The organism is Streptomyces pilosus (genome assembly GCF_014649835.1).
GTDB lineage: Bacteria > Actinomycetota > Actinomycetes > Streptomycetales > Streptomycetaceae > Streptomyces > Streptomyces pilosus.
Genome location: NZ_BMTU01000014.1, coordinates 181,766 through 191,761, shown reverse-complemented (window position 1 = coordinate 191,761; position 9,996 = coordinate 181,766). Strand labels below are relative to the sequence as shown.

Here is a 9,996-nt window from a genome sequence, read left to right as displayed (position 1 = left end):
CATCGAGGTCCCGGGTGTGTGCGACACGTACCGCGGCGGCGGTCAGCCGGTCGATCGGTGCCAGCCCGGTCCGTGCCACGGTCCGCCCGACAAGGGCGCCGCCGACCACGCAGAGCAGCCCGATCATCAGCATGCCGAAGCCGAACCGGTTGATCGGGCTGTCGTCGACGACGTGGGCCACCTGGACGGCGCCGTCGCCCGCCCGCAGCGTGTAGATGAGGTAGCCGTCCTCGTCGCTGTCGTTCGACTCCATCAGGTCGGCCGACGCGCCCTGTGCCACGCGCCCGGCGTGCTCGCTGACCGGGGGCAGCGCGGGTTGGCCGGCCGGTGCCCGGATCGAGCCGTCGGGCAGGATGACCCGCACCAGCCGACCTGATCCGGGATACGGCGGTAGCCGGACCAGCGCCGGACCGGCGCGCTCCGCGTTCGTCGCCAGGACCCGGGAGTCGGCGCGCAGCTGCTCCTCGACGGTGTCCCGCAGTTCCCAGTCCAGTAGCTCGCTGGCCACCTGGAAGGCCAGGAACACGCTGACCGCGATGGCCGTCGCAGCGATCACCGTCAGCCTGGTCCGCAGGGACCTCCGGCGCCACCATCGGGTCAGCCGGCGCGGTTCCCGGCCGGCGGGCGTGCTCACGGAGGAGTCTCCCGCAATGTGTATCCCAGGCCGCGCAGCGTGTAGATCAATCGCGGCTCACCCTCGGCCTCCATCTTGCGGCGCAGGTAACTCACGTACACCTGCAGGTTGTTGGCGGTGGCGCTCATGTCGAAGCCCCAGATCGCCTCGAACAGCGCGTCGCGGGTCAAGACCCTGGTCGCGTTGCTCATGAGGACCTGCAGGAGGGAGAACTCGGTCCGGGTCAGGCGCAGCGGCCGCCCGCCCCGCCACGCCTCGAACCTGTCGGGATCGAGCCGGACGTCGGCGAACGACAGGATCTGCGACTCCTCGTCGGTCGGCGTGCGCCGGCGCAGCAGGGCCCGCACCCGGGCCAGCAACTCCTCGGTGGCGAACGGCTTGGGCAGGTAGTCGTCGGCGCCCGCGTCCAGCCCCGCGACCCGGTCGGAGACCTGGTCACGGGCGGTCAGCATCAGCACCGGCAGATCCCGACCCGCGGCCCGCAACCGCCGGCAGGTCTCCAGACCGCCGAGGCGGGGCATCATCACGTCGAGGATCAGGAGGTCCAGCGTGTCACTGCCGGCCCCACCGACCCCGTCGAGCACGGCGAGACCGTTGGCGACGGTGCTGGTGTCGTAACCCTCGACCTGCAGCACCCGCTCCAGAGACTCACGGATGGCCACCTCGTCATCCGCGATCATGATCCGCACGCCGGTCCACCCCCCTTCCCGTCGATGCTTTTTGCCGCTCATCGTCCCCGATCAACCTGAAGCCAGGATTAGAGCGCCGCCGAGAACCGCACTTCACGGACGCCTTGGGAACGGAACCTACCTCGCCCCATGAGCAAGGGCAGGACCGGATGATGGCCAGCCGAGGCGGGGGCGATCAGTGCCTCACCCGTCCAGATGCCGTCGTCGGCACTCCGGCCGTCGAGCTGGCCGGAAGGTGCAGCGGACGCGGGGCGCAGCCGCACGGAGATCCGCCGCTGGCTGAACCAGGTGGAAGGGGCGACGCCCGGCGGAGCCACTGCCGAGTAGAACGAGCTGATCAGGGGGCTGTCGATGCACTGCTGGGACTGGTACGCGCCGTGGGTGTACCGACTTCGCGGCAACCGACCTTCCGCGAGGGGAAGGCCCTCAAGAAGGTCACACAGTCGGCGGCTTTCAAGCCGCGCCGCAGCCGCAGGCGCGCCGCGGCGGGCCCCCTGCTCGACGACCGTCTCGGCCCTCGCAGCGGCCTTGCCCGCCCGCCGAGGCTTGGTCTCGGCCGCCTCGACCGGTTCGGGATTCACCTCGGCGGCCGGCGTCGCTGCTCCTCGGCTGGTGCCGGTGTGCGGGGACAGGACGTCCCCGCACACCGGCGTGGGTCAGTCCACGGTCACCACATTGCGCGGAGCCTCCGCCAGTCCGGCGGACAGGCTGCCGAACCTGCTCTCGACCGCTGCCTTCTCGGCCGCGTTCGGGTACGGGTTCGTGCACGAGACGCCGGCGCTGCTTCCCGACATCAGGCTCGTGCAGGGACCGGGCTTACGGTCCGGCAGGCCCAGGATGTGGCCGAGTTCGTGCGACGAGATGCGGACCGTGTCGTACCCCTCGTTGACCGCCTGCCGTCCGATGTACACGGTTCCGTTGCCGAGCGAGGTGGTCAGGGCCCGTGGCCAGCCGTTGTCGGCCAGGATCCGGATGTTGGCCCGTTGTCCGGCGGCGACCGGCCGCAGTTCGACTCCCTCCACGCTGGCGTTCCAGATCGCCGCACCCCGGTCGACGGCGGCCCTGAACTCCGCCGAGGCGCTGGCGTCGTAGGTCACGACACGAGCCGCCTGGGACTGGTCGGCGGGGCCTGTCGATGCCGCGTAGGCCTGGCCACCGACCAGAGTGCAGGCCACCGTGAGGGCGGCGCTGAGGACATGGGCGAGCGGGCGTAAGTGCATGGTCGACCTCCTGAGAGATGAGTGGCGTGTTCATGTCACTGTGTTCCGCTGGGCTGTCTGCCCGTGTCCGGCAGGCCCCAATCCGTCAATCGGCACCGCCTGCCCGGCGAGCGCCCTCGTCATCGACGAAGCCCAGCGCCTCGAACGAGACAGCGCCCACGGACTGCCGGCGGACCTGGCCGACGAGCTTGCGCGCGTCCCCGCGGTGGTGAACCGCCAGCCAGCCCCCGAGCCCTCCGCTGCGGTCGGCATCCCTCGGCGCGATCAGGCACCCTCAAGGGCAAGACCAATCGCGCCGCGGGGTGTCGGCCCACACCTGAACGTGCTTAACCCCGTACAGGTGAACATGCTCAGTCGACGACGCGCTGACCGCGCGCTCTCGTCAGTCCGGACTGGACGGTCGGCAGCGTCGGAGGGGCCGGGCACTTCTCATGCCACCTTGATGACGACCTTGCCCGAGGTGTGACCGTTCTCGACGGTGGCCAGGGCGGCCGGGGCGTCGGAGAGCGGATGGACCGCGGTGATCACGGGTGCGAGGAGCCCGTCGAGGGCCAGCCGGGCCGACCGCTCCAGGTTCTCGCGGTCGACGCGACGCTCGACGAAACGCCCACCGAGATCGGACACAGACATATCACCCACAGCGATGACGTTGCGGGGCTCCTGGGCCAGCGGCGCAACCGTCCGCAGCGAGGTGCCTCCGGCCAGGTCGACGATCCCGTCGAAGCCCTCCGGAACCAGCTTGTGTGCCGCGGTGGCCACGTCCTGGGCGGTGTAGTCGATGAACCGCACCCCGATCGCCTCGGCGTGCTCGCGCTTTGCGGTACTCCCGGTGCCGATCACGTGCAGCCCGCGTCCGACGGCCAGCCGGGCGACGGCCAGGCCGACCCCTCCCCCGACCCCGTTGACCAGGACCGTTGCACCGGCCGGGAGGCTGAGCTGGTCGAGCACGTCCACCGCCGTCGTCCCTGCCACCGGCAGCGTCGCCGCCACGGTCGCGGACAGGCCCTCCGGAATGCGGGCGGTGTTGGGCGCGGACAGCACCGTCGTCTCGGCGTAGGTGCCGCCACCGGTGAGGGCGAAGCCGAAGACCGCATCACCCACCTCGAGCCCGTTGACGTCCTCGCCCCGGGCGAGAACGATTCCCGCTGCCTCCATACCCAGCACACGGGGAAACGGACGCCCCCCGTCGAGCCCGTCGACCAGACCCGAGCGCAGCATGTGGTCGAGGGGATTCACACCGGCGACGTCGACCCGGATCAGCACCTCGCCGCCACCGGGGGCAGGGTCGGGACGATCGAAGAACTCCTGCACCTCGGGCCCGCCATACCTGCCGAAACCCCACGCCTGCCCCATTTTCCGCCGCCTCTCCTACGACCGACCCCGGTCACTCCGGGCGCAGTCGCCATCCTCACCTCTGACATTGATGTGAGGGGCAACCGGCTGAGACCCAGATCACAGCATCAGGGCGATGGTGCCACCGGTTCCGGAGGCGTGGACAGCTCCGCGCGGTGCCGGCTGTTGGCCCTGATCAGCACGTCGAGTGCATCCCGGGTCTCGATCAGGTGCGCGATGTCGGCATCGATCCGGTCGCGCTCGCGCATCATCGCCGTGAACGTCTCCTCGGCGACGCCCAGGTCACCCGGGACGTCCACACACGGCAGCACAGTCGCGATCACCCTGCTGGACATACCCGCATCGAACAGCTGCCGGATGAGAGACACACGCTGGACCGCACCATCGGAATAGTGACGCTGCCCCGCGCCGGAGCGTGAACTGGCCAGCAGGCCCTGCTCCTCGTAGTAACGCAGCGAACGCGCACTCACCCCCGTGCGCCTGGACAACTCCCCTATCCGCATCCTCCAGAGCCTACGCTCGCGCTCCCCAGGCTCAGACCGTCAGCGAGTCGCGAACGCCCGCGGACACCCACCGCTAGGTCGCCCCCAATCCCACGACCGAGCACGCTCGCCTGCACACGCCTGAGCACCTTCCTCAGGGCGCCGACACCAGTGTCCAGAACGACTCAGAAGCGGAGCTTGAGGGAGAACATCTTCGCCAGGGCTTGGCCAAGCTACGAGCGAGCCGGCATCCTCCTGCGCCGCAGTGAGCCGGACTGCTCCAACATCCGGCACATATCCCGTGAGCGCCGTGGGCTCCGCTGAGGCCTTGGAACGCGTGGCCAGCGGGTTCTCCCCTCTTTCCAGCACTCGCCGACTCGTGAAGGAGCCTCGGAATCCTTGAAGCGTTCTCAGCTCCTCTGACCGATCTGCGCTCTGGTTGAAGGCGCGGTATCGGATGCTGTCGCCGCAGTGGCGTGCCGGCCCGCCCGGGATCCGGCTCGCCAAGAGTTGACATGGAGTGCGCTCCAACTGATGCAATCCTCGCCACGACCAAGGACTGAGGGGGCTGGCCATGCGTTACCGGGTGCTCGGCGGGACCGGAATCGAAGTGAGTGCGTACTGCCTCGGGACCATGATGTTCGGCGCTGTCGGCAATCCCGATCACGACGACAGCGTCCGCATCATCCACGCGGCCCTCGACGGAGGGATCAACTTCGTCGACACGGCCGACATGTACTCGGCGGGCGAGTCCGAGGAGATCGTCGGCAAGGCGCTCCGGGACCGCCGTGACGAGGTGGTCCTGGCCACCAAGGTCCACTTCCGTATGGGCGAGGGCCCCAACCGCAGCGGCAACTCACGCCGCTGGATCATCAAGGAGGTCGAAGAGAGCCTCAGGCGGCTGCGGACGGACTGGATCGACATCTATCAGGTCCACCGCCCCGACCACACGACGGACATCGAGGAGACGCTCTCCGTCTTGAGCGACCTCGTCCACCAAGGCAAGATCCGCGCCTTCGGCTGCTCCACCTTCCCGGCCGAGGAGATCGTCGAGGCGCACCATGTCTCCGAGCGGCGGGCCCTGCTGCGCTTCAGGACGGAGCAGCCGCCGTATTCGCTGCTCGCCCGGGGCGTGGAGACGTCCGTGCTCCCGGTGTGCCGACGGTACGGAATGGGCGTGATGACGTGGAGCCCGCTCGCCTCGGGCTTCCTGTCCGGGGCATACCGCAAGGGCCGGCCCATCGACCTGTCCACGGGCCGTGCGGCTCTCACCCCCGCGCGCTTCGACCCGTCGATCCCCGAGAACGTCACCAAGCTGGAAACGGTGGAAAAGCTCGCTCTGCTCGCGGACAGCATCGGCTGCTCACTTCCCCAACTCGCCGTGGCCTTCCCCCTCGCGCACCCCGCCGTGACCTCGGTCATCATCGGCCCACGGACCATGGATCAGCTCGAAGGGCTACTGAAGGGCGCCGCACTGACCCTGCACGACGACACGCTCGACCAGATCGACGACATCGTGCCGCCCGGGTCCAACCAGTACCACCCCGACGGGGCTTGGCGCTCCCCCGCACTCGTCGACGTCACCCGGCGCCGCCGGCCTCTCGCGGAACGTGCAGCGGGCTGACTCCCCTCGCAGCAAACTGCAGAAGTCCTGAACCCCTCCGAACGCCGGCCGCTGTGGCCGGCGTTCCTCCTCTCCCCCGGCCAGGGCGTGGGCGAAGCAGACGTCGACATCGGCCCGGAGGTATCCGCCAGCCCGCCGGGTCAACCCCTTGCGCACGGCTTCGTCGCCGTCCCGGGGTTTCGGCCTGCCAGAGCGTGCCGAGCTCGCGCAGCGCCTCGGTACCGCGGGCCGGCCGCAACCCCGCAGTGCGGCTACCGGGTGCCTTGACCCTCACGTGGCGTCAGGCTGCATAGTCGCTGCCGTGGAGGATCACTGGACCGTGGGACGCGTGGCCGAGCTGGCCGACGTGAGCGTCCGCACGCTGCATCACTATGACGAGATCGGACTCGTTCGGCCTTCGGCGCGGACCGTGGCCGGGTACCGGGCCTATTCGGCGGGCGACGTGGAGCGGCTGCGCGAGGTGCTCGCCTATAGGCGGTTGGGCTTCGGACTGCGCGAGGTCGCGGAACTGGTCGACGACCCGTCGATCGACGCGGTCGCGCACCTGCGCCGACTTCGCGGCCTGCTGCTGGACCGGCGTGATCGCGCCGACGCCATGGCGGCGGCCATCGACAGGGAACTTGAGGCACGAGCGAGGGGACTGAAGGTGACGCCGCAGGAGCAACTGGAGATGCTCGGTGCACGGCTGTACGACGCGATCGGCGGTGCCTACACCGCGACACGGCGTACCGATCCACGGATCGCCACGCAGATCTGGGACGCGATCGGCGACGCGCAGACGGTACTGAACGTCGGAGCCGGTACCGGCTCCTACGAGCCTGCTGATCGCGACGTGACCGCGGTGGAGCCGTCTGCGGTCATGCGGGGGCAGCGGCCTCCCGGCTCGGCGCCGTGCTTAGCCGCCGCCGCGGAGAGCCTGCCGTTCGAGGACCAGTCCTTCGACGTCGCGATGGCCGTCTCCACCGTTCACCACTGGAGGGACCCGATAGAGGGGCTGCGCGAGATGCGGCGCGTGGCCCGCCGCGTGGTGGTACTCACCTTCGACACCGACGAGCCCGGATGGCAGGACCGGTTCTGGCTCACCCGCGACTACCTGCCCGAGTTCGCCACCGTCCTCGCAGGATTCCCGTCGCTTGCCGCAATGACCGACACGATCGGCGCCCGCGCCGAGCCCGTGCTCATCCCGTGGGACTGCTCAGATGGCCTGTTCGAGGCGTACTGGCGCCGACCGGAAGCGTATCTGGAGGATCACGTACGCCGCGCCATGTCGGTGTGGACCAGAGTCGGACCACAGGCCGAGCAGCGAGCCGTCCGAAGCCTCAGCGCCGACCTCGACTCCGGCCGATGGACCGAACGCAACACCACCCTCACTGACCTCGAGTCGGCAGACCTCGGCCTCCGCCTACTCACCACATAAACCGCGTCAAGCCGCCAGCAGCTCGCCGTCGAGGTGCCGGTAGCCTCACGTGGGATTCCCCGTGCCAGGCGCAGCACCAAGGCAGAGGTCGGGGTCCCTGCCGCCGCTGCCCGCGGTGCTGCCATCAGACAGCAGCTCGTCGGACTCCCCGGCTGCGTCGTTGTTGACGTCCTCGGCTACCGCGACAGGACCACCAGCCGCGGACGCGCCAGAGACCTGCCATCTGCCAGCAGCAGAACACCAGCCCGCCCGTGCCCGGCGATCACTACAGTCCAGGCTCATGACGACGGTTACAACACGCACGATCGAATACGCGGCCGACGGCTTGACGATGATCGGGCACCTCGCCATCCCGGCCGGTGTCGACCGCCGGCCCGCCGTCCTGGTCGGGCCCGAAGGGGTGGGGCTCAGCGACGTCGAGCGCCGCCGGGCCGATGCGCTCGCTGAGCTGGGATATGTGGCCCTGGCCTTCGACCTCCACGGCGGACGTTATCTGGGCGATCCGGAGGAGATGCTGGCCCGCTGCCTGCCGCTGCTCGACGACCCCGACCGGATGCGAGGCATCGGCCACGCGGCGCTCGACGTGCTGCGCGCCGAGCCGCGGACCGACCCGGACCGGATCGCCGCCGTCGGCTACGGCACCGGGGGCGCCATCGCGCTGGAACTCGGGCGCGACGGCGTCGACCTGCGCGCGATCGCGACAGTCAACGGACTGACCACGGGCCGACCAGGCGAGACGGCGCGCATCCGCTGCCCGGTGTGGGCCGGCGTCGGGTCGGAAGACCCGATCATGCCGCCCGCGCAACGGAACGCATTCACGGCCGATATGCAGGCTGCGGGCGTCGACTGGCGCCTCGTGGTCTACGGCGGCGCCTTGCACGCCTTCCATCACCCACCGGTCGACCACACCGTGCTTCCAGGCGTCGGGCACCACCCTCAACACGCGCAGCGTGCTTGGCGGGACGTCGTCGACCTGCTCGCCGAATGCCTGCCCATAACGGAGTGATCTGGTCGGCAACCACGATCCCGGACCACAAAAGCAAGCCGGCCGACCGGGGCGGCAACCCGCGAGCGTGCCTGCCGGACGCCGCTGCGCAGATGGACACGAAGGGTCCCTGACCGTAGTCGATGAAGGCCACCCGTCTTTGCGGACCCACCTGACGTGATCACCGTGCTGATCGGGAGCAACGACGCCCGAGCGAGCCTCGCCGGCTACCCCGTCGAGCGGGCCATGAAGCGCAAACAACTCCCCGAGCGCCCGTCGGCCGACTGGTTCCAGCAGTGCCTGGGAAACGTCGTCGAACGGCTGCGAACGCGGACCGACGCGACGATCGCTCTGCTGTCCCTCCCCGTCCTCGGCCAACAACTCGACGGAGCCGCGGCGCGGGCATCACAGGCGTACAGCCGCATGATCGCCGAGGTCGCCAGCGTCAAAGAGGCAAGCTACCCCCCGCTCCACGAACGCCAGACCGAGGAACTACGCCAGGCGGACCCGACGCCGATCCCCTACCGGGACCCGACGCCCGCAGCGAGCGCCAGCGTCCTCGTCCGGCGCGCCTTGCTGCGCCGCAGCCTCGATACGGTCTCGCGGCGCCGGGGGCTCGTGCTCACGACCGACCACGTCCATCAGAACAGCCGCGGTGCCGCCCTTGTCGCCGAGGTCATCGACACCTGGCTCCGAACCCGTAGCGTGTAGCCGGTTCCGACGGCGGCCCCCTTCCTACGGATCCGGCGCCCACCCCTGCCGGACAGGCGAACCATTTCGAACCCCTTCGGCTACCACGACTCCTCCATCACCCGCCGGCTCAACGAGACCGGCGGGGGCCCGGAGCCGATACGCCGCTGAGGGTTGCTGCGGACCAGCGTCAGCCCGGCCTCCTCGCCCGCCTGACGCAGCGACGTCTTCGCGACCCGCCCGTGCATCTGATCACTGGTGGCCATCGTCGGCAGCAAGAACGCATACCCCTGCGTGCCGAACGCCTCGGACAAGACTCGCTCGGCTTCCAGAGCCGTCTGGCTCTTGCCGTCCCCCGGAGCAGCGGTGACCAGGAAGATGCCGCCACGCCGCCCCTGGCCCACCGCCGGCCGCGGCTCCTCCATCACCGAACGCTGCAACGGATTGGGCTCACCCTGAATCCCGTTCGTCTGAGCGAACCCCGTGCGCCGCAAGCGCAGCCGCGTCAGCCCGGTCCGGCCAGCAGACGGGGAGCGTCCTGCTGCGTGGCCGGAAGTAAACCGTGCCGCGCCCAGGCGGCCCCAGCCAGCCGTACGCACCACGTCAGAGGCCACCCACATGTGGTGCTCGGAGCCGACCCGCCCGCAGTGATCGCAGAGAACGCTCCGGTCGTACGGCAGCGCTGCACTTCGGCCTTTCTTCCGTCGGCGCGTAGACACGATCCGCTCTGAATGGAACGCTCGCTACAGAGACGCGGACCTGTTCTCCCGCTCTGCCGGTTCTTCTTCCGCTCCTCGGTCGGCGTCGCCGCTCCAGCGCAACCACGCACCGTTGTCCGCATGAGCCGTGCCTGCCATCTCCACCAGTTCCGAGTTCCTACAGCCACCGATTCCTCGTACGCG

The 9,996-nt window shown here is 69.7% G+C and carries 8 protein-coding genes and 2 pseudogenes; 4 read left to right on the top strand and 6 right to left on the bottom strand.

Annotation, left to right across the window (positions count from 1 at the left end; translation table 11 throughout):
- The 5 genes and pseudogenes from IE118_RS28315 to IE118_RS28295 form a co-directional block, all read right to left on the bottom strand.
- Window positions 1-634, bottom strand: a pseudogene (locus tag IE118_RS28315) (HAMP domain-containing histidine kinase); the annotation flags it as partial.
- A complete protein-coding gene (locus IE118_RS28310) occupies window positions 631-1,323 on the bottom strand; it encodes a response regulator transcription factor (protein WP_308431851.1) in 693 nt (230 codons plus the stop codon). The pseudogene IE118_RS28315 and the gene IE118_RS28310, both read right to left, overlap by 4 nt.
- 656 nt (window positions 1,324-1,979) lie before the next feature.
- Window positions 1,980-2,543 (bottom strand): snapalysin family zinc-dependent metalloprotease, encoded by a 564-nt coding sequence (locus IE118_RS28305; RefSeq protein ID WP_189560906.1) that lies wholly within the window; start codon window positions 2,541-2,543, stop codon window positions 1,980-1,982.
- Window positions 2,544-2,972: 429 nt separating this feature from the next.
- Window positions 2,973-3,896, bottom strand: coding sequence for an NADP-dependent oxidoreductase (locus tag IE118_RS28300; RefSeq protein ID WP_189560905.1), 924 nt, complete (start codon window positions 3,894-3,896; stop codon window positions 2,973-2,975).
- A 107-nt stretch (window positions 3,897-4,003) separates the two neighbouring features.
- Window positions 4,004-4,399, bottom strand: a complete 396-nt coding sequence (locus IE118_RS28295; protein ID WP_189560904.1) for a MerR family transcriptional regulator — start codon at window positions 4,397-4,399, stop codon at window positions 4,004-4,006.
- Between the two features lie 553 nt (window positions 4,400-4,952).
- Here IE118_RS28295 and IE118_RS28290 point away from each other — a divergent pair.
- From IE118_RS28290 to IE118_RS28275, 4 genes and pseudogenes are all read left to right on the top strand, one after another.
- Complete coding sequence (locus IE118_RS28290) at window positions 4,953-6,002, top strand: aldo/keto reductase (RefSeq protein WP_189560903.1); 1,050 nt, start codon at window positions 4,953-4,955, stop codon at window positions 6,000-6,002.
- A gap of 319 nt (window positions 6,003-6,321) precedes the next feature.
- On the top strand, window positions 6,322-7,419 hold the full coding sequence (locus IE118_RS28285) for a MerR family transcriptional regulator (RefSeq protein WP_189560925.1): 1,098 nt from the start codon (window positions 6,322-6,324) through the stop codon (window positions 7,417-7,419).
- Window positions 7,420-7,699: 280 nt separating this feature from the next.
- Window positions 7,700-8,425, top strand: a complete 726-nt coding sequence (locus IE118_RS28280; RefSeq protein WP_189560902.1) for a dienelactone hydrolase family protein — start codon at window positions 7,700-7,702, stop codon at window positions 8,423-8,425.
- Between the two features lie 135 nt (window positions 8,426-8,560).
- Window positions 8,561-9,115 (top strand): annotated as a pseudogene (locus IE118_RS28275) (SGNH/GDSL hydrolase family protein); the annotation flags it as partial.
- A gap of 80 nt (window positions 9,116-9,195) precedes the next feature.
- On the opposite strand, the gene IE118_RS28270 reads toward IE118_RS28275, so the two are convergent.
- Window positions 9,196-9,519, bottom strand: a complete 324-nt coding sequence (locus IE118_RS28270) for a DEAD/DEAH box helicase family protein (RefSeq protein ID WP_229846970.1) — start codon at window positions 9,517-9,519, stop codon at window positions 9,196-9,198.
- Between the last annotated feature and the right edge of the window lie 477 nt (window positions 9,520-9,996).

Excerpts from the sequence above, each read along its gene's own strand:
- IE118_RS28305 (WP_189560906.1), bottom strand. The coding sequence starts at position 2,543 with ATGCACTTACGCCCGCTCGCCCATGTCCTCAGCGCCGCCCTCACGGTG.
- IE118_RS28300 (WP_189560905.1), bottom strand. The coding sequence starts at position 3,896 with ATGGGGCAGGCGTGGGGTTTCGGCAGGTATGGCGGGCCCGAGGTGCAG.
- IE118_RS28295 (WP_189560904.1), bottom strand. The coding sequence starts at position 4,399 with ATGCGGATAGGGGAGTTGTCCAGGCGCACGGGGGTGAGTGCGCGTTCG.
- IE118_RS28290 (WP_189560903.1), top strand. The coding sequence starts at position 4,953 with ATGCGTTACCGGGTGCTCGGCGGGACCGGAATCGAAGTGAGTGCGTAC.
- IE118_RS28280 (WP_189560902.1), top strand. The coding sequence starts at position 7,700 with ATGACGACGGTTACAACACGCACGATCGAATACGCGGCCGACGGCTTG.
- IE118_RS28270 (WP_229846970.1), bottom strand. The coding sequence starts at position 9,519 with ATGGAGGAGCCGCGGCCGGCGGTGGGCCAGGGGCGGCGTGGCGGCATC.